The sequence below is a fragment of the Paenibacillus sp. 32352 genome (assembly GCF_002042965.1).
Taxonomy (GTDB): Bacteria; Bacillota; Bacilli; order Paenibacillales; family NBRC-103111; genus Paenibacillus_S; species Paenibacillus_S vulneris.
In genome coordinates this window covers 18,177-38,857 of record NZ_MZNT01000016.1, presented here as the reverse complement: position 1 = coordinate 38,857, position 20,681 = coordinate 18,177, and the positions used below count along the sequence as shown (strand labels likewise).

At 52.5% G+C, this 20,681-nt stretch carries 21 protein-coding genes, 1 pseudogene and 1 riboswitch; of the genes and pseudogenes, 4 read left to right on the top strand and 18 right to left on the bottom strand.

All coding sequences use genetic code 11. The annotated features are described in order from the left end of the window. Nucleotides 1-160: 160 nt before the first annotated feature. Nucleotides 161-733 carry a spore coat protein gene (locus tag B1728_RS29605; RefSeq protein WP_079914037.1) on the top strand — a complete coding sequence of 191 codons (573 nt, stop codon included), beginning with the start codon at nt 161-163 and terminating at the stop codon, nt 731-733. Nucleotides 734-819: 86 nt separating this feature from the next. On the opposite strand, the gene B1728_RS29600 is transcribed toward B1728_RS29605, so the two are convergent. Beyond that, on the bottom strand, nt 820-1,275 hold the full coding sequence (locus B1728_RS29600) for a hypothetical protein (protein WP_079914036.1): 456 nt from the start codon (nt 1,273-1,275) through the stop codon (nt 820-822). Between the two features lie 473 nt (nt 1,276-1,748). Then, nucleotides 1,749-2,375 (bottom strand): annotated as a pseudogene (locus tag B1728_RS37055) (DUF2278 family protein); the annotation flags it as partial. A 206-nt stretch (nt 2,376-2,581) separates the two neighbouring features. On the opposite strand from B1728_RS37055, the gene B1728_RS29590 reads away from it, so the two are divergent. Beyond that, complete coding sequence (locus B1728_RS29590; protein ID WP_079914034.1) at nt 2,582-3,406, top strand: M15 family metallopeptidase; 825 nt, start codon at nt 2,582-2,584, stop codon at nt 3,404-3,406. A 76-nt stretch (nt 3,407-3,482) separates the two neighbouring features. Here B1728_RS29590 and map read toward each other — a convergent pair whose 3' ends face one another. Beyond that, nucleotides 3,483-4,229 carry a type I methionyl aminopeptidase gene (gene map / locus B1728_RS29585; protein WP_079914033.1) on the bottom strand — a complete coding sequence of 249 codons (747 nt, stop codon included), beginning with the start codon at nt 4,227-4,229 and terminating at the stop codon, nt 3,483-3,485. A 152-nt stretch (nt 4,230-4,381) separates the two neighbouring features. Between map and B1728_RS37050 the strand changes: the two genes are divergently transcribed. Then, entirely contained in the window at nt 4,382-4,513 is a 132-nt protein-coding gene (locus B1728_RS37050; protein ID WP_256865569.1) for a hypothetical protein, read from the top strand. An 18-nt stretch (nt 4,514-4,531) separates the two neighbouring features. Here B1728_RS37050 and B1728_RS29580 read toward each other — a convergent pair whose 3' ends face one another. From B1728_RS29580 to purM, 6 genes are all read right to left on the bottom strand, one after another. Beyond that, nucleotides 4,532-5,005 carry a GNAT family N-acetyltransferase gene (locus B1728_RS29580; RefSeq protein ID WP_179136255.1) on the bottom strand — a complete coding sequence of 158 codons (474 nt, stop codon included), beginning with the start codon at nt 5,003-5,005 and terminating at the stop codon, nt 4,532-4,534. Nucleotides 5,006-5,176: 171 nt separating this feature from the next. After that, complete coding sequence (purD, locus tag B1728_RS29575; RefSeq protein ID WP_079914031.1) at nt 5,177-6,436, bottom strand: phosphoribosylamine--glycine ligase; 1,260 nt, start codon at nt 6,434-6,436, stop codon at nt 5,177-5,179. 15 nt (nt 6,437-6,451) lie between these two features. Then, nucleotides 6,452-7,183, bottom strand: a complete 732-nt coding sequence (locus B1728_RS29570; protein WP_079914030.1) for an IMP cyclohydrolase — start codon at nt 7,181-7,183, stop codon at nt 6,452-6,454. Nucleotides 7,184-7,209: 26 nt separating this feature from the next. Further along, the gene (locus tag B1728_RS29565; protein ID WP_079914029.1) at nt 7,210-8,397 is read right to left on the bottom strand and encodes a phosphoribosylaminoimidazolecarboxamide formyltransferase; all 1,188 of its coding nucleotides are present in this window, start codon (nt 8,395-8,397) and stop codon (nt 7,210-7,212) included. Next, complete coding sequence (gene purN, locus B1728_RS29560; protein WP_079914028.1) at nt 8,394-9,023, bottom strand: phosphoribosylglycinamide formyltransferase; 630 nt, start codon at nt 9,021-9,023, stop codon at nt 8,394-8,396. Before purN ends, B1728_RS29565 begins: the two co-directional genes overlap by 4 nt. Beyond that, the gene (gene purM / locus B1728_RS29555) at nt 9,020-10,060 is read right to left on the bottom strand and encodes a phosphoribosylformylglycinamidine cyclo-ligase (protein ID WP_079914027.1); all 1,041 of its coding nucleotides are present in this window, start codon (nt 10,058-10,060) and stop codon (nt 9,020-9,022) included. The genes purN and purM overlap by 4 nt, the downstream gene beginning before the upstream one ends. 33 nt (nt 10,061-10,093) lie before the next feature. Here purM and B1728_RS29550 point away from each other — a divergent pair, with 33 nt between their 5' ends. After that, entirely contained in the window at nt 10,094-10,504 is a 411-nt protein-coding gene (locus B1728_RS29550; protein ID WP_079914026.1) for a hypothetical protein, read from the top strand. Nucleotides 10,505-10,640: 136 nt separating this feature from the next. Here B1728_RS29550 and purF read toward each other — a convergent pair whose 3' ends face one another. The 9 genes from purF to B1728_RS29505 all read right to left on the bottom strand — a co-directional run bounded on the left by purF (nt 10,641) and on the right by B1728_RS29505 (nt 20,549). After that, nucleotides 10,641-12,119, bottom strand: a complete 1,479-nt coding sequence (gene purF, locus B1728_RS29545) for an amidophosphoribosyltransferase (RefSeq protein ID WP_079914025.1) — start codon at nt 12,117-12,119, stop codon at nt 10,641-10,643. Beyond that, the gene (gene purL / locus B1728_RS29540) at nt 12,104-14,347 is read right to left on the bottom strand and encodes a phosphoribosylformylglycinamidine synthase subunit PurL (protein WP_079914024.1); all 2,244 of its coding nucleotides are present in this window, start codon (nt 14,345-14,347) and stop codon (nt 12,104-12,106) included. The genes purF and purL overlap by 16 nt, the downstream gene beginning before the upstream one ends. After that, complete coding sequence (gene purQ, locus B1728_RS29535; RefSeq protein WP_079914023.1) at nt 14,325-15,020, bottom strand: phosphoribosylformylglycinamidine synthase subunit PurQ; 696 nt, start codon at nt 15,018-15,020, stop codon at nt 14,325-14,327. Before purQ ends, purL begins: the two co-directional genes overlap by 23 nt. A gap of 72 nt (nt 15,021-15,092) precedes the next feature. Beyond that, on the bottom strand, nt 15,093-15,335 hold the full coding sequence (gene purS, locus B1728_RS29530; RefSeq protein ID WP_079914022.1) for a phosphoribosylformylglycinamidine synthase subunit PurS: 243 nt from the start codon (nt 15,333-15,335) through the stop codon (nt 15,093-15,095). Nucleotides 15,336-15,508: 173 nt separating this feature from the next. Continuing rightward, nucleotides 15,509-16,393 carry a phosphoribosylaminoimidazolesuccinocarboxamide synthase gene (locus B1728_RS29525; protein ID WP_079914021.1) on the bottom strand — a complete coding sequence of 295 codons (885 nt, stop codon included), beginning with the start codon at nt 16,391-16,393 and terminating at the stop codon, nt 15,509-15,511. Between the two features lie 96 nt (nt 16,394-16,489). After that, nucleotides 16,490-17,785 (bottom strand): adenylosuccinate lyase, encoded by a 1,296-nt coding sequence (purB, locus tag B1728_RS29520; RefSeq protein WP_079914020.1) that lies wholly within the window; start codon nt 17,783-17,785, stop codon nt 16,490-16,492. 17 nt (nt 17,786-17,802) lie between these two features. Beyond that, the gene (purK, locus tag B1728_RS29515) at nt 17,803-18,999 is read right to left on the bottom strand and encodes a 5-(carboxyamino)imidazole ribonucleotide synthase (protein WP_079914019.1); all 1,197 of its coding nucleotides are present in this window, start codon (nt 18,997-18,999) and stop codon (nt 17,803-17,805) included. Continuing rightward, complete coding sequence (gene purE, locus B1728_RS29510) at nt 18,996-19,481, bottom strand: 5-(carboxyamino)imidazole ribonucleotide mutase (RefSeq protein ID WP_079914018.1); 486 nt, start codon at nt 19,479-19,481, stop codon at nt 18,996-18,998. The genes purK and purE overlap by 4 nt, the downstream gene beginning before the upstream one ends. Nucleotides 19,482-19,640: 159 nt before the next feature. Then, a riboswitch (purine riboswitch) is annotated at nt 19,641-19,742 on the bottom strand. 135 nt (nt 19,743-19,877) lie between these two features. Next, nucleotides 19,878-20,549, bottom strand: a complete 672-nt coding sequence (locus B1728_RS29505; RefSeq protein WP_079914017.1) for a DUF6483 family protein — start codon at nt 20,547-20,549, stop codon at nt 19,878-19,880. Nucleotides 20,550-20,681: the final 132 nt, after the last annotated feature.

Below are 20,681 nucleotides of genomic sequence, written 5' to 3'. Positions count from 1 at the left end.
GTAATTTTTCGTTAAAATGTCGGAATCAGGATGGAAGGGTCCCCTGCCGCCAATTGTCCTATGAGGAAATGATTTTTTGCATTTCATGCATAGTAATGGGTTGAAGTGAAAGAATATACGGGTATTCCAAAAATATGCACAGAGAGGGTTGACCCGACCGATGCAATTAGGCGCACACGAAGCCTATGAGCTTAACGAATTGCTGCTCAGCTGCACCAATTCCATCAACAGTATGGCATTGTTCCTAAATCAAGCACGCGATCCTCAATTGAGAGATATGATCGCAAGACATTATTCCGCCCACATTCAGGACTATAACATGAAGGTCGAGTTCGCCAGTCAAGCGTCCGGGTCCAGGGACCAGCTGAATGTCCCACCGCTCCATATGCAAATGGGTGCTCCCGCTCCTCACATGATGGTTAATCCGGTTACACCGCAGGTGAAGCTGCAGCAGCTCGATGATCGAGCCATCGCTACCTCCTACCTGCTTACGTTGAAGCGCTCAGGAAGAGACTATGCTTGGGCCGCCTTCGAATGCTCGACACCTCAGCTGCGGGCGTTTCTCGAAGACGCCTTCCGGATGTGCTCCCATCAAGCCTTTGAGGTTTGGAGCTTCATGGCCTCCCGCGGCTGGTATCCGGTCATTATGGCCCCTCAGCAAACGATGCAAACCATCGGCGGCATTTACCAGGAAGTCCCTTATCAGCAGCCCATGAACGTGTATCAGCAATAAGCATCGCCGCGCGCTAATCACTGGCGAAAAGCAAACAACTCTCCCCGCTCTTATCGCAGGGAGAGTTGTGTTTAGTATCGTTTGATTTAGTTCTGGCCGTCCTTGATTTCCGTTATCGTAAAAGTGCCGTATCCGTTCATAATCGTGTTGACATTCAACCAGGTTACTCCTACTTGGATAGGAGTATTCAGCGGAAGACTCAGATCCTGTATCTTAATCCTTTCATTAGGATCAAACTTTGAGACTACCATCTTGGCATCGGGTCTGATCGTACTGCCCGACATCTTCTCCTTCGTATCCACTCTGTACACAATAACGACATTATTCGTCGGTGTGTCCCCCGTATACTGCACATCAATAGCGTACTCCCAAGACGTTTCCGGAGAGCGAGTCGGGATTAAGGCCAGCTTCCATTGATCCAGTTGATGCGGGTTGGTAAGCTCAATCTTGACTGAAGAGGGCTCCGGAGCCTTACCGCCCTTGTCAGGGCCAGAGCATGCTGCAAGCATCATGATACAGATAAAAATAGCCCATTTTTTCATCGCAGTCCTCACCTCATGGATTTAGACGCCGTAAGCCTCACAATAGTTTCCATTCCGATTATTATTTCACAGCCCGATTAGAATCGAAGCGTCCACCCGCTGCGTACCTGGCTTCGTGTATAGGACACCCCATGAACCTTCAGTCCTCTGGCATCCAGCAGAGTAATGATATCACCCCGCTGCCGGAGGAAATCGGAATATCCGGGCAGAGTGATCGGTACAGTCAGAAACTGCCCTGGCTCAATGCTTCCTGCAAGCGGGTATTTCTTCTTGAATTTATTGGCCAAGGACCACCCCGCAAGATCCAAGGCACGGTCCGTTACATTCAACAAAGTGACCGACTCGAACCCCGTCGGCACGGACGGCTTGACCAAAGCCCCGACGATAAAGATCGCATGCTCGGTATGCGGCAGCCCTTTTTCTTGAGCGGGATCGGCTCGGTGGTGTCTTAAATCTATTGGATTGCCCGTCACATCATCCGTATGCCAGGATTGGGATTGAAAGGCCAAAAATATCGCTATCCAGCGGTTATTGGAAGGAAAGTGGAGCAACAGCCCTCCATCCTGATAAACCCCGTTATCCTTCATGCGAAGTCCCGGATTCCCCTGGTTCATATGGATATCGTGCAAGCCGTTGCCGGGAAAAAATCCGAATACGCTGTCAGCCTGCTTCATCTCCGGTCCCCACACATCGCCGTAAGCATAGAGCACCGCATCACTGCAATCCATCGCTTGCTTCATATACATATCCAGCTTGCCGTTCAAATCATTATCGTGTCCGGGTACCTCGAACGGCAGAGGAACCATCCTGCGCCGGTCAAACAGATTGCCTCGAATGTAATCGAGAGCCATCCCTCCAGGTTTGCTGTCCAGCCGGTTGAAGCCATATGGAAGCCCCGGAAGGTCGCTTGTCACCTCATGCTCAAAATGCTCGTCCGTGTAATAGAGAAGCTCTGAGGGAGACAGCTGCGACTTCACGTTGATCGCAATCCGGTAATGGGTTCCTCCCGCTTCGGCATGCAGCTGGTAATGCGGATTTTCCCGCGTACCCTGCCTTCGGCCGATCACCTTGCATTTCAGGACGCCATAGTGGATCGTCATGTTGGTATCTCCCTTCTAGTCCTTGTCCGTACTAATAGCTTTAAGCAAATCATAGAGCAAGTCAATAGCCCGGCCCTTTTTTTGCCCGCGGAATGTAACTTTTGATTGAAATCACCAGTCTATAGTATGATGATAAATACATCTATCGACGTTCTTTCATAGAAGCGCCCTTAGTTAAACCCACTAATGGAGGAAATTTGGAAGTTATGAACAAATCAACGCTTACCGTACTACTTTTGGCCTCTTCCCTCGCTCTATTCACAGGCTGTGAGGGGTCTAACAGCCATCCGCCCGTGAAGCCTGCAGATAACGCTGCCACGGGAACCCCAAGCCCTGCCCCGGGACAATCAACGGCAACGGCTTCTCCAACTCCGTCCACAACACCTGCGGGGAACAGTACCGCCAAAACGCCGGATTCGGGCAAAAGCGGAGCCAATCAAGTAGTTGCCGAGCCTAACAGCACGATGGTCCTGGTAAACAAGCAGTTCGCCCTGCCGGAGAAGTACGAGCCGTCCGATCTTGTCTACCCTGATGTGCCGTTCACGTTCAAGGAAAAAATCGAAAAGCGCAAAATGCGCAAGGAAGCCGCCGCTGCGTTAGAGAAGCTGTTTGCCGGAGCCAAAAAAGACGGCATTAATCTGGCTGGTGTGTCCGCCTACCGATCCTACGCTACGCAAAAAACGGTATTTAACAACTATGTAAAAACCGACGGTGAAGAAAAAGCCAAAACCTACAGCGCCGTCCCCGGACACAGCGAGCATGAGACAGGCCTTGCAATCGATGTATCTGGAAGCGACGGCAAATGTGCCGCACAGGATTGCTTCGGAGGTACGAAGGAAGCGGAATGGCTTGCCAAACATTCAGCGGAATACGGCTTCATCATCCGTTATTTGAAAGGCAAGGAATCTATCACAGGCTATCAATACGAGCCTTGGCATATTCGCTACGTTGGGACGCAAGCTGCGAAAGAAATAGCTTCCAAGGGCATTACACTGGAAGAATACTTGAATGCCGTTCCGGTAACAAAATAAATCAACTGGATAACCAAAAACAGCTCCAAGGCCGCCCTGCAGCGACTTTGGAGCTGTTTGTTTTTCCATTCGTTGATTATTGCTGGGTGAGAATAACGGGTCCCTCCGCCGTGATCGCAATGGTATGCTCGTATTGAGCGGACAAGCTTCCGTCCACCGTTCGGGCCGTCCATCCGTCTGCGTCGATTTTCGCTCTATAATCACCGATGTTCAGCATAGGCTCGATGGTGATGACCATGCCTTCCTTCAAGCGGGGCCCTTTCCCTGCCGGTCCGTAATGGGGTACCTGAGGCTCTTCGTGCATCTTTTGGCCGATCGCATGACCGACGAATTGACGTACGACCGATAGTCCCTCGGATTCGGCATATACCTGAATCGCGTGGGAAATATCCCCGATCCGATTTCCGTCGATGGCCTGCTCAATGCCTTTGTACAGCGCGGCCTCCGTCACCTTAAGCAGCTTATCCGCCTCCGGCGACACATTGCCGACCCGATAGGACCACGCGGAGTCGGCCAGCCAGCCGTTCAGATTCACCACCATATCAATGGTGACAATATCGCCGTCCTGAAACGGATTTTCGTTAGGAAACCCGTGGCAAATAATATCGTTGACCGATGCGCAGGTGGCATACGGGTATCCGCTGTATCCTTTTTGCTCCGGGGTAGCCCCATGCTCGGCCAAAAACTTTTCTACAAAACGGTCTATATCCATTCCCGAAACGCCGGGGCGGATCATCTTGGCAATCTCCTTATGACATGCTGCAAGAATTTTACCCGCTTCATGCATGAATTGTATTTCTTCTTTCGTTTTAATAACGACCATGACGTTCACTCCCGCTTCCTAAAATCCTGTCCATCCTTTTAGTATAACAGTTTTTAGGGTAAAAGATGATGAATGACCCGTGAACTTTTTTTAACGGGAATCTTCCAGGCTGATTGGGGGACCTTAAGAAGAAAAAGACGGGAGGATGTGCCATGAAAGCCTTTGCTTATTTCTTCCACCATTACGCGCTGTCTGCCGTACTTCTTATCGGAATTGTCGTCGCCGTGTACTTCGTCTATAAAAATTGGGACAGAATCGTGATCAAGGGAAGCGGCAGAAAATAAACCTTGCAACCTGAGCTGCTAGCCGGGAGCGATATCTTTAAAAACAAATTGCCGGTAGACCTGGAAACCATTCTTCTCATAAAACTTAGCCGCATGCTCGTTACTGGCCCAATAGTCCAGCTCGATCTTATGAATTCCGTTCTCTCTCGCGAATTGTCCGATGTAATCCATCATAGAAGTACCATAGCCGTTATTTCTATGACCGCTGGAGATGCTGAGTTGGTGAATGAATACGGAACGGTAAGCCTTCCTAAACGCGTTTGCTGAATACTGCTTCACTTCTATCCAGGCGTATCCGAGCGGCTTTCCATCATGCTCCAGAAGCAGGAAAACAAATTGGGGCTTCTCTATGATACTATGAAAAAAGTCGCGGACCGCTTCATAGTGATAAGGCTTGAAATGCTCCGGGCAGAGCTCGGCATGGACTTGATGAACCTGTTCATTCAGCAAAGCAATCGTTTCGTAATCCTTGGTTCGCGTTATGATTGTCAATATTGCTTCCTCCTCAGCCACAAGAAATAATTGGTAAAATTATACTCTTGGCGCAGATGGATGGCAATGAAAAGTTTGCAGGACTATCGGGGGAAAATAGCCCCACAAAGTGGGGCTGAGGCTGTAAAAAACAATGCCTAAGGGAAATCCCCTAGGCATTGTTGGCATGCGCTATACAAGCGCTTTTTTGGCAATGTCGGTACGGTAATGCTTGCCTTGGAACCGGATGCGGTCCGCATCGGCATAAGCCTTTGCACGAGCCTCTGCGATATCCTTGCCAAGCGCCGTAACCCCGATAACACGTCCGCCGTTGGTTACGATTTCGCCATCCTTTAATGCCGTTCCGGCATGAAATACAATGGAGTCTTGAACGTCGTTCAAGCCCTCAATAGGCAGTCCTTTAGGATAAGATCCCGGATAGCCCTCGGAGGCGAGAATGACGCATACAGCCGCTTCATCGGACCATTGGATATCCATCTGCTCCAAATGGCCATTGACGGCAGCAAGGAAAATATCCAGCAGATCCGTTTTTAGGCGTGGCAGCACGACTTGCGTCTCCGGATCACCGAAGCGCGCATTGAACTCGATCGTCTTAGGTCCTTGCGGAGTGATCATAAGACCGGCAAACAGCACGCCGCGGAACGGACGTCCTTCGCTTACCATAGCAGCGGCCGTCGGCTTGATGATCGTTTCGATTGCTTCGTCGATAACCGATTGAGGAATATGCGGCAGCGGCGTATATGTGCCCATGCCTCCCGTGTTCGGCCCTTTGTCGTTATCGAATACGGCTTTATGGTCCTGCGCGGGCACCATCGGGCGTACGACATGACCGTCTACGAAGGAGAGGATGGACATTTCCTGTCCAGTCAAAAATTCCTCGATAACCACGCGATTACCGGAATCGCCGAAGATTTTGGCGACCATGATGTCGTGAAGCGCTTTTTCCGCCTCCTCCATCGATTGCGCAACGATAACGCCTTTCCCTGCAGCCAGGCCGTCCGCTTTAATGACCGTAGGGATCGTCTGCTTGTGCAGGTAAGCCAGCGCTGCTTCATAATCGTCGAACGATTCGTATGCCGCCGTCGGAATGTTATATTTTTTAAATAAATCCTTGGAAAATACTTTGCTCGATTCCAGAATCGCCGCATTTTGGCGCGGACCGAATACCGGAATGTTCTTCGCTTCCAGATGATCGACAATGCCCTCGGACAACGGATCATCCGGTCCAATGACGACAAGATCAATCGCATTATCGATAGCGAATTCGCCGATTTCCTCGAATTGGTTCACCTGAATAGGAACGCACTCCGCAACACCGGCAATGCCTCCGTTGCCCGGAGCGCAATAGAGCTCCTGTACCTTAGGGCTTTTTTTCAACGCCCAGCAAATCGCATGCTCACGGCCTCCGCCGCCAACGACTAATACGCGCACGGTTTCTGCTCCCCTCTACTCTTTGTTCAATACGAGCAGCTCGGTGCCGCCGCTTGCAATATCAATGGTTTTGACAAGCAAGGAGATCTTGTTCTCCTCGTTCAGCGCCTTCCAATACAGATCGGCGATCTCACGAATGTCATTCGTCAAAGGAACCAGCTGAGGCTCTCCTTGGAAGGATGGCAAAGGATTGCCGTCTCCTTGATAGGTATGAATGCAGTGGCCGTAGCCAGGAATCGCTTTTTCATACGTGTAAGTATGGCGGAGGGTTTGATCCTCCACATTGCTGTTCGATTTCAAAATGGACAGCTTGTAGGAGAATTGTCCGTCGTTCCGGTCAACGAGACCGCTGATACGAGGCGTGAAGTTAGGAGCGTCCGGCTCGTACGTACGGGTTGCCAAAGCAGATTCGAAAGAACCGCCGGCTTGCAGCGCTTCATAGATCGTATCCGTTTGGTCGCCGTTCGTCACGATATGGGCTCCGTTCACATGTCTTACCGGATAGTAAATGATGAGAGAAGGATCGGTCAATTTAGCCGGATCTTTAGCTTCCGTACGAACAAATCCGTTATCCTCTTGGATAAAGACACGATTGCGGCTGTTCTCGCTGCGTCCCATAATCCAGTACACCTGAACCAGGCGAGTACCGTCCGGCGTTGCGCCGATCACGATACCGCGTCCCGGGTAAGCGTTGCTGCTTAATGCATTGATATATTGATCCGCTTGTGCGGCTCTAGTCGTTGTCACGATGGATTCTCCTCCCCGATGGTTGATTAGTGATGGAACAAGCGTACGCCGGAATAGCACATAACCATGCCGTAGTCATTCGCGGCTTTTACGACTTCTTCATCACGCATGGAGCTGCCTGCTTGAACTACGTATTTCACACCGCTGCGGCTGGCACGGTCCAGGTTGTCGCGGAAAGGCAGGAAAGCGTCGGAGCCGTAGGATACGCCTTGCAGCTTGCTCAGCCATTCGCGCTTCTCTTCACGGGACAAGCGGGCCGGTACTTCATCGAAGCAAGCCTCCCATGCGGCCTGCTCCACAGGAGTCAGCTCTTCTTCGAGCCATAGGTCGATAGCGTTGTTTTGTTCCGCACGGGAAAGGCCTTGGCGGAATTTCATGTTCAAGGCTTGCGGATGCTGACGCAGGAACCAGCGGTCTGCCTTGTCTCCGGCAAGACGGGTACAGTGAATACGGGATTGCTGGCCTGCGCCGATTCCGATCGTTTGTCCGTCCAAAGTATAGCAGATCGAGTTGGACTGCGTATATTTCAAGGTCACCAGAGCAATCAGAAGATCTCTTTTGGCGTTGTCCGGAAGGTCCTTGTTCTCCGTTACGATTTTGTCCAATGCGGACGCGTCGATTACGCCGTTATTACGCTCTTGCTGCATCGTCAAACCGAACAAAGTACGAGTCTCCACCGGATCGGGTACATAGTCAGGGTCGATTTGAAGAATCAAATAGCCGCCGTTTTTCTTCGCTTTGAGGATTTCAAGAGCTTCGTCCGTGTAACCTGGAGCTACGACCAGGTCAGACACTTCACGCTTCAGCAGTAATGCAGTGGATGCGTCTACGATATCACTGAGCGCAGCCGCATCGCCGAAGGAGGACATGCGGTCCGCACCGCGTGCGCGCGCATAAGCTGTTGCCAACGGGGAAAGCTCCAGGCCTTCTACGAAGTATGCTTTTTTCAAATCATCTGTCAATGGAGCAGCAACCGCCGCACCTGCGGGGCTCACGTGTTTGAACGAAGCGGCTGCTGGCAAACCGGTAGCCTGGCGCAACTCGCGTGCAAGCTGGAAGCCGTTCAGCGCATCCAGCAGATTAATAAATCCGGGGTCCCCGTTCAACACTTTGATCGGAAGCTCTCCCTGGCTGTACAGCTTGGCTTGTTTTTGATGCGGATTCATTCCGTATCGCAATTCCAGTACGTTCGTCCCGCTTGTCGTCTGGCTCATGATTTTATCCCATCCTTCAGTTTAAGGTTCGTGATCCGTTCTAAATCGATTTGTCCTGATGCAATTTGCCGGATAACCTCCGGAAGCAGCTCATGCTCCATCGGATGAATGCGCTCGCTGAGCGACTCCTCCGTATCCTCCGGCAAAATCTCCAACGCGCGTTGGGCTAGTATAGGTCCGCTGTCCAGACCGCCGTCCACAATATGCACCGTAATACCGGTCACCTTCACTCCGTGCTCAAGCGCCTGCCGAACGGCATGAAGTCCCGGAAAGGACGGCAAGAGCGACGGGTGAATATTAATCATCCGCCCCCAATAGGCGTTAACCAGCACAGGAGTCAAAATGCGCATATATCCAGCCAGTACGACTAGATCTACCTGTTTATTCTGGAGAAGCTCCAAAATTTCCTGCTCATAGGCTTCGCGAGACGGGTATTCCTTCGGCCGGAACGTATGTACCGGCACTCCGGCCTCCTGTGCACGCTCCACGACCTTGGCCTGAGGCCGGTCGCAGACCAATAGCTCGATGCGAACATCGAGCCTGCCTGCACGAACCGCATCCGCGATAGCCTGAAAATTCGACCCGCTTCCGGACGCGAATACGGCTATGCGTTTGGGTTCCATCATACTTCCGCTCCGGTAAACGTTACGACGCGTTCCCCTGCGGTCACTCTGCCGAGCGTATATACTTGTTCTCCGTGCTGTTCGAAGATAGCAGCCGCTTCCGCCGCTTGCTCTTCGGATACGACAATGACCATACCGATGCCCATATTGAACGTACGGAACATATCGTTGTTGCTAATATTGCCGTCCTTCTGCATCAATTGGAAAATCGGCAAAATCGGCCAGGAGCCGTAATCGATCTCGACATTCACATCCGCCGGAAGCATGCGCGGAATGTTCTCGATAAAGCCGCCGCCTGTAATGTGAGCCAGGCCTTTAAGCTGCACTTTCTTCAGCGCTGCCAAAACGGATTTCACATAAATTTTCGTTGGCTCCAATACAACATCGCCCAGCTTGCCGCCAAGCGCGTCGATATGATCATGCAGGCTGTAGCCTTTTTCTTCGAGCAACAGCTTGCGGACTAAAGAAAATCCGTTGCTGTGCACGCCGCTGGAGGCCAAGCCCAATACTACGTCCCCTGGACGGATTGTGGAGCCGTCAATGATTTTCTTCTTGTCCACGATGCCTACAGTAAAGCCTGCGATGTCGTACTCGCCTTCGGAGTACATCCCCGGCATTTCTGCCGTTTCGCCGCCGATCAGGGCGCAGCCGGACTGTACGCAGCCGTCGCTGATGCCTTTGATGATCGCTTCGATTTTCTCGGGAACGACCTTGTCGCACGCCAAATAATCCAGGAAAAAGAGCGGCTCCGCGCCTTGAACCACGATATCGTTCACGCACATCGCTACGGCATCGATTCCGATCGTATCATGCTTATCCATGGCAAAAGCAATTTTCAGCTTGGTGCCGACGCCGTCTGTGCCGGACACTAGCACCGGTTCTTCGTACTTGTCTTTGTTTAAGCCGAACAGCGCGCCAAATCCGCCCAAATCCGTCATTACCTCCGGACGGAATGTCGTTTTCACGTGTTTTTTCATTCGTTCAACCGCTTCGTTGCCTGCCGCGATATCGACTCCGGCCTTTTTATATGCATCCGACACTTGGTTACACTCCTTGTGGGCCGAGATTGGAGGATGGGTGGAAGAAAATGGTGGCTCAGCCGCTATGCCTCGGCTCAGGTCCAGGGGGAGCCTGCGGCGCTATTGAATGAGTGTGTGAAGGCTGGTGATGCCATCAGCTTACGAAAGCGGATCATTCCTCCGATCCCTGTTGTCCCCGAATTTCTTGATCAGATACCGCATTTAACGGTTGAAATTCGGGGACAAAGGGGAACGCTTCGCTTCTGCGGAACGATTCCGCTCTCTTTCGCTGTCGGATCACCGAAACCAATGGACACTCATTCAAAAGCGCTTCTCCGGCAGGCCATGGACCTTCGCCTCGGCGGCTTCGCCGCGCTCGCTTCCAACGCATCCCCAACTCGGCTGCGTTTATTTATTGAATGGCGGAGTCGTTATGATCTCCTCCGCCTAACCTTAGACCTTTAAAATCATCAAACCTAAACCTTTAAAACCATAAACCTTAAACCCTTAAACCTTAACCCCCTAAAATCTTAAACCCAAAACCCCAAAACCCTAGGCATCGCAAGCTCGCCTTATCCGACGATAAATCTCCATCGTCGGTTTAATCACAGCCGCAGCCGATGGAAGATTCCTCGGTAACGCGGGTCGGGTAGCTATTATCAAAACAGGCGGTGCAATGGCCGCGGTTCAGCTCGACATTCGGGCGGCCGATAGAGGCTAGCAGCCCTTCCTTGCTCAGGAAGTGAAGCGAATCCGCGTTAATCGCCTTGCGGATCTCCTCGATCGACTTCTGAGCGGCAATCAGTTCCTTGCGGTCCGGCGTGTCGATGCCGTAGAAGCAAGGATTCTTGAACGGCGGCGAGCTGATGCGCACATGCACTTCCGTGGCGCCTGCTTCGCGAAGCAGGTTCACGATGCGCAAGGAAGTCGTGCCGCGCACGATCGAGTCGTCAATCATGACGACGCGCTTGCCGGCTACGATGCTGCGCACCGCGCTCAGCTTCATCTTCACGCCCTGCTCGCGCAGCTCCTGGCTCGGCTGGATGAACGTCCGGCCGGTATACCGGTTCTTGATGAGCCCGAGCTCATACGGGATACCGGTCTGCTCGGCATAGCCGATCGCCGCCGAGATGCTGGAATCCGGCACGCCGGTGACGACATCGGCGTCCACGAACGATTCCAGCGCCAGCTGGCGGCCCATCCGCTTGCGCGCGGAGTGGATATTGATCGCGTCGATATCGCTGTCCGGACGCGCGAAGTAGATGTATTCCATCGCGCAGATAGCGCGCTGCTTGATCGGTGCAAAGCGGTCCTCGACCAGTCCGCTTTTGCCATCGAGAACCAGAAGCTCTCCCGGCTCTACGTCACGGTAATACGTGCCGCCCACCGCGTCGAAGGCACAGGTTTCCGATGCGAACAAATAAGCGGTGCCGAGGCGACCCATCACGAAAGGACGCAAACCATGCGGATCGCGTGCCGCGATGATTTTATCCTTTGTCTGGAACAAGAAAGCGTAAGCTCCTTCGACTCGAAGGAGCGCTTCTTTCACGGCCAGCACAATGTCATCATGCTTGGAACGGGCGATCAGGTGAGCGACCACTTCCGTATCGCTTGTCGTTTGGAAGATGGAGCCCGAGGCTTCAAGCTCTTTTTTAATATCCCCGGCATTGTGCAGGTTTCCATTGGTGGCGATAGCAAGATCGCCTCCACGGTACCTGAACACGAGCGGCTGTGCGTTCGCCAGCTTGCTTTCCCCTGCCGTGGAATAACGCACGTGACCGATAGCCGAAGAACCGACCATGGTGCCGAGATTGTCATTATTAAATACTTCCTTCACCAGACCCATCCCGCGATGGTAGTGAAAGTCGGTTCCGTTAGCCACGCAAATCCCTGCGCTTTCCTGACCGCGGTGCTGCAGCGCGTGCAGACCGTAGTAGGAAAGGTTAGCGGCTTCGGAGTGACCGAACACTCCGAATACGCCGCATTCCTCGCGAAGCTTGTCGAACAGCCCGTCATGGCTGTTGATTCCATCATTATAGAAACGCCCTGTCCATAGCTGCTGCTTTATTTCATCAGACATGGAATCGCATCCTTCCAAACCTTTTCTAGTTGTGCAACAGGTGATTGGATGACTTGTTTAGCATTGACTTCGATTTGCAGCTCTTGGCCTTGAACTTTGCCCAGCTCTTGGTAAGAAACGCCTTGCTCGGCAATCCATTGCTTCAAGGCTTCGGCCTTCTCAGGCGATGCGCTTAGCAGGATACGGGATTGGCTCTCGCTGAACAACGCGATATCGTTGCGCAATTCCGTGGAGAAATTCACCTTCGCGCCCAGACGTCCGCTGATGCAGCTCTCCGCCAAGGCTACCGCCAGACCGCCTTCGGACAAGTCGTGTGCAGAAGCGACAAGACCTTTTTGAATAGCGCCCAATACGGTGTTCAACAGCTTTTTCTCAACATCCAGATCCAGCTGCGGAGGACGTCCTTCCGTTACGCCGTGAATGACATATTGGAACTCACTGCCGCCGATTTCGCCTTTCGTTTCGCCGAGCAGGAGGATGATGTCGCCTTCTTTTTTGAAGGCTTGGGTTGTAATGTGATCTGTATCGTGAACAAGACCGACCATGCCGACAACCGGCGTCGGGTAGATCGCGCCTTTTGCGTTTTCGTTATATAAGCTTACGTTACCGCCGATAACCGGCGTTTCCAGCTTGCGGCAAGCCTCTGCCATACCGTCAGCCGCTTTTTCAAGCTGCCAGAAAATTTCCGGCTTCTCAGGGCTTCCGAAGTTCAGGTTGTCCGTAATCGCCAGCGGCTCGGCGCCAGAGCAAACGTTATTGCGCGCACCTTCAGCAACCGCGATCATTCCGCCCACTTCCGGATCGAGGTATACATAACGGCTGTTGCAGTCCGTGGACATCGACAAGGCTTTGCGGGAGCCTTGGATCGTTACGACCGCAGCGTCGGAGCCCGGACGAACCGCTGTGCTGGTACGCACCATGTAATCGTATTGGTTGTAAACCCATTCTTTGCTTGCAACGGTTGGAGAAGCAAGCACCTTGGACAAGGCGTCGTTCAAATCGGTCACTTCCGCGTAACGGTTCGTGTCGATGGAACCATTTTCGATATAATAAGCAGGCACTTGAGATGGCTTGTTATATACCGGGCACTCGTCAACCAGCGCCGTTACCGGCATATCGCCGACCAGCTCGCCTTTATGGAACAGCTTCAGGCGGCCGTCGTCAGATACTTTACCGACTTTCGCGCAGTGAAGGCCCCAACGCTCGAAGATCGCTTTGGCTTGCGCCTCATGCTTAGGCTCTACAACGAACAGCATACGCTCTTGCGATTCGGAGAGCATCATTTCATAAGGAGTCATGCCTTCCTCACGTTGAGGCACTTCGTCCAAATACAGCTCCATCCCGTTGCCTGCTTTACTTGCCATCTCCGCACTGGAGCAGGTCAAGCCTGCAGCGCCCATATCTTGAATACCCAGGACAATACCGGAGTTGATCAGATCAAGACAAGCTTCGAGAACGAGCTTCTCCATGAACGGATCGCCAACCTGTACCGCAGGGCGCTTAGCTTCGGATTCGGCTGTCAGCTCTTCCGATGCGAACGTCGCACCGTGAATTCCATCGCGGCCTGTTGCAGGACCCACATAGAATACAGGGTTGCCTACGCCTTTAGCTACACCTTTTTGAATCTTGTCGTGATCGATAATCCCTACGCACATAGCGTTGACCAGCGGGTTACCTTCATAGCTTTCGTCGAACATAACTTCACCGCCGACGGTAGGAATACCGATACAGTTCCCGTAGCCGGCAATACCGGAAACGACATGCTCGAACAAGTATTTCACGCGCTCATTCTCGAGTCGGCCAAAACGCAAGCTGTTCAGCAGAGCTACCGGGCGTGCGCCCATGGAGAAGATGTCGCGAATGATGCCGCCTACGCCTGTCGCAGCGCCTTGGTAAGGCTCGATAGCGGACGGGTGGTTATGGCTTTCAATTTTGAATACGACGGCTTGCTTATCGCCGATGTCTACGATACCAGCGCCTTCCCCTGGACCCATCAAAACGCGAGGACCGGTAACAGGGAACTTGCGAAGCACCGGCTTGGAATTTTTATAAGAGCAGTGCTCGGACCACATAACGCTAAATACGCCGATTTCTACGTAGTTCGGTTGACGACCCAAGAACCCGCAGATTTTATCGTATTCGGCATCGGTAACGCCCATCTGCTTGTAAATTTTTTGCTCTGCGATTTGTTGTGCAGTTGGCTCCTTAGCCGATAGTTGCTGCGCCATGTTTTTCCCTCCAAGTGCTCAAGATCGATGTGAACATCCGTTTACCGTCAGCTGAACCGAGAAGCTCATGCACCGCGCGCTCCGGATGCGGCATCATGCCGAGAACGTTGCCGTTTTTGTTGCAAATGCCCGCGATATCGTCCACGGAGCCGTTAGGGTTCGTACCCGCTTCGTAACGGAACACGATTTGATTGTTCGCTTTAAGCTCGGCCAATGTCGCATCGTCACAATAGTAGTTGCCTTCGCCGTGCGCGATGGGAATGTTGATGAGTTCGCCTTGTTTGTACTCCCAGGTAAATGGAGTCGATGTGTTCTCCACCTGCAGCATAGCCGCATGGCAGCGGAATTTCAGAGATTCGTTGCGAAGCATTGCTCCCGGCAGCAAGCCGGACTCGAGCAGAATCTGGAACCCGTTGCAAATGCCGATAATATATTTACCTTGCTCTGCCGCTTGAACCAATGCGCTCATGACAGGAGCAAAGCGTGCAATAGCGCCGCAGCGCAAGTAATCCCCGTAGGAGAAGCCTCCTGGAACGATAATGCAGTCATATTGAGATAAATCCGTTTCGGTATGCCAAACGTAGCTAACAGGCTGGCCGATCGTTTCTTCTACCGCTTTGTAGCAGTCGATATCACAATTGGAACCAGGAAACACCAGTACAGCGAAATTCATCATGTGCTCCTCCTTCACTTTAGGTCGATGTCTGTCTATTCGTAAAACTATCCGAACAATGGATGCTGTGGATTAAACCAATTCGTAACGGTAATCTTCAATAACGGTGTTCGCAAGCAGCTTCTCACACATTGCTTTTACCCGTTCTTCCGCTACAGCACGGTCGCTTGTACCAAGCTCCAGCTCCAGGTATTTACCTACACGCACTTTACCTACTTCGTCAAATCCCATCGAGTGAAGAGCGCCTTGTACTGCAACCCCTTGCGGATCGAGTACGCTTTGTTTGATCGTTACATATACCGTTGCTTTTAACATGGGGGTGAATCCTCCTCTGGAGTGTGAATTGTAAATGACAAGGGCTTTTCCGAGCTCAGGCACCGTCCGGCTGGACATTAAGGCATTCATGAGCTCTTAGCCCCGCTAATGATTCAGACTGTAAATGGTTTGCAGGGCTAGTCATTGACCCGGCTAATCTTTACATACGCAAATTATTTCACCAAACGATCGTAAATCGCTCTATAGCGGCGGGACGTCTCCTCGACGACCTCGGCGGGCAGCGGAGCCGGCTCGCTGTTTTTATCCCAATCGGTACCGGACAAGTAAGTCCGTACAGGCTCTTTATCCATGCTGTCGATCTCGATGTCGTAGGCAAAGTTTTCTTTCGCCCAGAAGCGAGAGGAATCCGGGGTGAAGATTTCGTCAATCAGAATAATTTCCCCGTCAATAAGACCGAACTCAAATTTGGTATCTGCCAAAATAATGCCGCGCTCTTCACAGAATTGACGAGCAAATTCATACAGCATGATGCTCTTTGCTTCCAGCTGTTCCGTCAGCTCGGCGCCGACCAGCTCCTTCATCCGTTCGATGGAGATATCCTCGTCATGACCGACGTCGTTCTTCGCCGCCGGAGTGAAGATGGGCTTCGGAAACCGTTCGTTTTTACGTAGGCCTTCTGGCAGCTTGTGGCCGTTGATCTCGCCTGTTTTCTCATACTGACGCCATCCGCCGCCGGTAATATAGCCGCGAACGACACATTCAATATCGATGCGCTGCGCTTTCTTCGTAACCATGAAGCGGTCCTTCATCACTTCGCGGTCCGTAATGAGATCGCCCAGCTTCTCGACGTCGCCATGAACCAGATGGTTCGGCACCATATCCTTCGTCTGCTCGAACCAGAACTTGCTGAGGCTGTTGAGCACGCTGCCTTTATCGGGAACGGCTGGCGACAGCACCCAATCGAAGGCGCTGATGCGGTCGGTGACGGCGATCAAATAATGCTCTCCCAAATCGTACAGCTCGCGAACCTTCCCTTTGTAAAGCAAAGGCGCTTTGACATATTGCTCGGCACTTGAAATTGCTTTTGTAGAGACCATGGTCGATAGGTCCTCCCCGGAATACGGGTTGTCAAAGCCGTGCGTCATTCCCTAAGATGGCCGGTTCCGACGAAGCTTCTCACCCGGATTGATATATTAAAGTAGTCCTAAACGTTTGAAAATCGTATCGACATGCTTCAAATGCCAGCTAGGATTGAAGCAGTCCTCTATCTCCTCAAGGCTTAAAGTTTCACGAATCGACGCCGTATTCTCAATAATTTCGCGGAATGAGCGCTGCTCTTCCCAAGCCTGCATCGCTCTAGGCTGTACCGTGTCGTAAGCCTGCTCGCGGCTGAAGCCTTTGTCGATCAGCTTGGTCATGACGCGGCCGGAGAACGGAACGCCGTAGGTGCTTTGCATGTTGCGCTTCATGTTCTCAGGGAACACGGTCAAGTTCTTCACGATGTTGCCGAAGCGGTTCAGCATATAATTCAGAAGAATGGTCGCATCCGGCAGTATGATCCGTTCCACCGAGGAGTGCGAGATATCGCGTTCATGCCACAGCGTCACATTCTCGTAAGCGGAGATCATATGACCGCGGATGACGCGGGATAAGCCCGAGATGCTTTCGCAGCCGATAGGGTTGCGTTTGTGAGGCATCGCCGAGGAGCCTTTTTGCCCTTTGGCGAACGGCTCCTCCACTTCGCGGAATTCGCTCTTTTGCAGCGCGCGGATTTCCGTTGCGAACTTATCGAGCGAGGTGGCGATCAGCGCCAATGTAGCCATATATTCGGCATGACGGTCGCGCTGCAGGGTTTGCGTTGAAATCGGAGCCGGGTTGGTGCCGAGCTTATCGCAAACATAGGCCTCGACGAACGGGTCGATGTTGGCGTAGGTGCCTACCGCTCCGGATATTTTGCCGTACTGCACGCCGTCGGCCGCAAAGCGGAAACGCTCCAGGTTCCGTTTCATCTCTTCATACCAGAGAGCCATCTTCAAGCCGAAGGTCGTAGGCTCCGCATGAACGCCGTGCGTGCGCCCCATCATCGGGGTGTCTTTATATTGAATCGCTTTTTGCTTCAAAATCTCAATAAAATTCACGATATCCTGTTCCAAAATTTCATTCGCTTGACGCAGCAGATAGCCCAATGCCGTATCCACCACATCTGTGGAGGTCAGTCCGTAATGAACCCATTTGCGCTCCGGTCCGACCTTCTCCGATACCGCACGGGTGAAGGCGATAACGTCATGGCGGGTTTCCTGCTCGATTTCATAGATGCGGTCGATATCGAAGGACGCGTTCTTCCGAAGCTCCTTAACATCCTCCTTGGGGATAACCCCAAGCTCCGCCCAAGCTTCACAGGCTAACAGCTCCACCTCGAGCCATGCGTTGAACTTGTTTTCCTCCGTCCAGATCCTGGCCATCTCGGGCCTTGAATAACGCTCGATCAACTTTCTCCGCCTCCGCTTCAATCTGCTATTGATTCGTTAGTTTTCCATATGTTTGAAGCCTCTATCCACTTCAGTGCCGCATCGGCCGACTCCGCCAGCACGTTCACATGTCCCATTTTGCGGTTATGCTTGGCTTCGTGCTTGCCGTACAAATGGACTTTGGCGGTAACTCCGGGCATTTGCTCCGACTCAGGCCGGACGATCCAATCCAGAAGCGGCTCCACATGCTGTCCGAGGATATTCCCCATGACAACCGGAGTCAAAAGCTCCGTCGATCCGAGCGGAAGATTGCAAATGGCCCGTACGTGCTGCTCGAATTGCGACGTAGCGCATGCTTCCATGGTGTAGTGTCCTGAATTATGAGGGCGAGGGGCCAATTCGTTCACGAACAGCTGCCCGTCCCTCGTCAGGAACATCTCAACGGCGATCAGACCGACGACGTCCATGGACTCGGCAATGCGAACAGCCAGCCGTTCCGCTTCCTGCTGAATGCTTTCGCTTGTTCTTGCTGGCACAATGGATAGGTGCAAAATATTGTTAACATGAATATTTTCCGCCGCAGGGAAGGCTTTGACTTCTCCACGGGGACTTCTGGCTGCGATAACGGATATTTCCTTCTCAAAATGGATAAACTGTTCCAGCACCAGCTCGGTCTTGGCTTTGCTGAGTGTGTCGTAGGCTTCCTCCACCTCGTCCAAGGAACGAATGACCCATTGGCCTTTGCCGTCGTATCCGCCGGTCGCTGTTTTGAGCACGCAAGGCGTACCGAAGCGTTCGACCGCTTCCCGCAGCTGCTCAGCGCTAGTGATCTCGGCATAAGGCGCTACCTGTACGCCGGCCGCTTCGATAGCGCGCTTCTCGCGCAAACGATGCTGCGTAGTATACAGCAGCCTGCTGCCTTGAGGCACATAGGACTCGGCCATTAGCAGCCGGGTCACGTCCGCATCGACATTTTCAAATTCATAAGTAATCACGTCGGATTGCTCTGCCAGAGCCTGGGCCGCCTCGGCATCATCGTAGGACGCTACGATCTGCCGGTCGGCTACCTGCCCGCAAGGAGCGTCAGGAGTCGGATCCAAGGTTACGAAGCGGTATCCCATCGCCCGTCCGGACAAGGCGAGCATCCGGCCTAATTGGCCTCCGCCCAGGACGCCGATGGTTCCGCCGGGACGAATAACCGGTGCATCGTTACGGCTGTCAGCGGCTTGACTCATTCCAGCACGCTGCTTTCTATCACCGATTGGCGAATCCGCTCCCGGCGATCGCGTACTTTTTGCTGCAGCTCCGGATCAAAGGCTCCGATAATTTGCGCAGCCAGCAGGCCTGCATTCGTCGCGCCCGCATGGCCGATCGCTACCGTCGCTACCGGAATGCCGCCGGGCATCTGTACGATGGATAACAGCGAATCCAAGCCGTTCAGCGTGGATGTTTTCACAGGAACGCCAATAACCGGCAGTTCCGTCTTTGATGCAACCATGCCGGGCAAATGAGCGGCCCCGCCCGCTCCTGCGATAATTACCTTCAATCCGCGTTCCGCAGCCGAAGCCGCATAGTCGAACATCAAGTCCGGGGTGCGATGAGCCGATACGACCTGCTTTTCGTAAGGAACCCCCAGCTCTTCCAGCATGTCGCATGCATGCTTCATGGTTTCCCAATCCGACTTGCTTCCCATAATCACTCCAACAAGAGCAGACATTTCCTACCTCCGTGATATGCGCTTTTTTTGACGGTACAGATTATTAAAATCCCCTATAAACACAAAACGTCCGGCAAACAGCATGCATATACAAGCTATCTGCAGGACGACGAGTATTCCCCAAGCGCAAGCTAAGGCCTAGCGCCTTCGCGCTGACCTTCATGAATTACGCTAACTCGTAGTCCAAAAATTTATGGTTTTTGGGTAGATACTTCCGGGCCATATCCCCGGCATTATACGAGAAACTTTGACATTTTCAGCTATGAATCTTGTCTGATGACATCTTTAGTTTACCAGTGATAAAAGCCCTGTGTCAACAAAAAAAGGCGAACATTATGTGAAAAAGGACAACATAAAGTTCGCATTTCAATTCCCAATTCCGAACATTCATGACGGTTAGCTCGCCGAATGCTTCATTTTATTCAGTAAATCGTAACTTTCCCGAATTTCCTCCGCGCTTAAGCCGCCCTTCTCGATCGCTTCCGGGGGCAAGCTAAGCCACCGCTCCATCATGGCCATGCCCCGTTCCATCGCGGCGGCGTTTCCCGGATCGTCCTCCAGCAGGAAAAACAACATGTCCTCCGCCTTGGATAAAAGCCCGGCATCATCGTAATATTCCGTCAGTACCTCCCTCATGAATGCAGTCATCCGAACATGCTGCACCTTCGGCAGGACAGCGGCGATCCGTTCGTCCACATCGCTTAGCCCCTGCTCCGCTTCCTCCATCCGGCGAATATGGAGCAGAAGCTCCAGAGATTTCAGAAGGCAGCCTGTCCCTTCCCTCTCCTCCCCCGCCTCGTTCAGTACATCGCCCTCTGCGACGAGCATATCGCTTAAGAGAAGCCCTTTGCCCACGTCGAAATATCCGTTTGTCGACAGCAGTCCAATGATGTCCTTGACGGACAGCGCCCGAACCATTTTGGAGTTTAAGCCAAGCAGCTGCTTCATCGCTTGCGTCAACAGCTCCATGGCCTCCGCGAACCGGCGGTTTTGTCTTTGAAACAGGACTTGTCCCATGGATACGCTAAATTGCTCGATCATTCGCATCAAGTAATCTCTGCGGTACAATGCGGATCCCTCCCATGCCTTATCTTTTGTACAGATGTACTTCTTATTGTACTGTATGGTGATGGAAATTGGAAAAAATGAAGCTGCGTAGGGGAAAAGAAAAAACCTGGCCTTGGGCCAGGATGGTTTACA